The following is a 900-nucleotide window of genomic DNA, read 5'->3' as shown; positions in this document are numbered from 1 at the left end:
ACCAGGGCGATGCGGCGCGCCTCGGCCTCCTGCTCGGCCTGGTAGCGGGCGGCGTCGGCGGGCTTGCGGACCTGGGTGTCGAGCTGGCGGTCGGTGAGCGCGGCCTGGCGTGCGGCGACCTTCTCCTGCTCGGCCAGGATGTCCTGCTGGCGTGCGGCGTCGGCGAGCGGGCCGGCGGCGTTCGCCTGGGCGGCGGCCTCGTCGGTCTGGGCCTTGATCTCGGCCTGCTTCAGATAGAGGGTCCGCTGCGCGATCGCGATCTCCTCCTCCGCCTTCAGCCGGGCCTGCTCTGCGGCGCGGCGGGCGACGGCCTCGGCGATGTCCGCCTCCTGCTTGGCGCGGGCGGCCTCGGGGCGCCCGAGGTCCTCCAGGTAGGAGCCCTCGGTGGTGATGTCCTGGATCTGGAAGGCGTCGAGGACGAGGCCCTGCCCGGACAGGCTGGCCTCCGCCTCCTCGGCGACCTGCCCGGCGAAGGCGGCGCGGTCCCGGATGATGTCCTCGACCGACATGCGGCCGACGATGGACCGCAGCGCGCCGGACAGCACCTCCTGGGTGAAGCCGACGATGCCGTCCTGCTGCATGAGGAACCGCTGGGCGGCGGCCCGGATGGAGTCCTCGGTGCCGCCGACCTTGACGATCGCGACGCCCTCCAGGTTGGCCTTCACGCCGCGCAGGGTGACCGCGCCGCGGACGGCGACGGGGATGTGCCGGCTGGACAGGTCGAGGGTGAACTTCTGCTGCACGAACGGCACGACGAAGACTCCGCCGCCGACCACGACCTTCTGGCCGCTGTTGTCGGTGAACACCCGCCCGGTGGCGGGATCGGTCGCCTGCTTGCCGCGCCGGCCCGTGATGATGAACGCCTCGCTGGGCCCGGCGACCTTGTAACGGGTGATGACG

The 900-nt window shown here is 72.9% G+C and carries 1 protein-coding gene; it reads right to left on the bottom strand.

Annotation, left to right across the window (positions count from 1 at the left end):
* On the bottom strand, positions 1 to 900 hold a 900-nt coding region (locus IE124_RS34125; protein WP_268246773.1), incomplete at both ends, for a flotillin family protein.

The organism is Streptomyces narbonensis (assembly GCF_014649015.1).
GTDB classification, from domain to species: domain Bacteria; phylum Actinomycetota; class Actinomycetes; order Streptomycetales; family Streptomycetaceae; genus Streptomyces; species Streptomyces narbonensis.
Note: the sequence above shows the minus strand (reverse complement) of the source record. Positions and strands in the feature narration are given on the sequence as shown.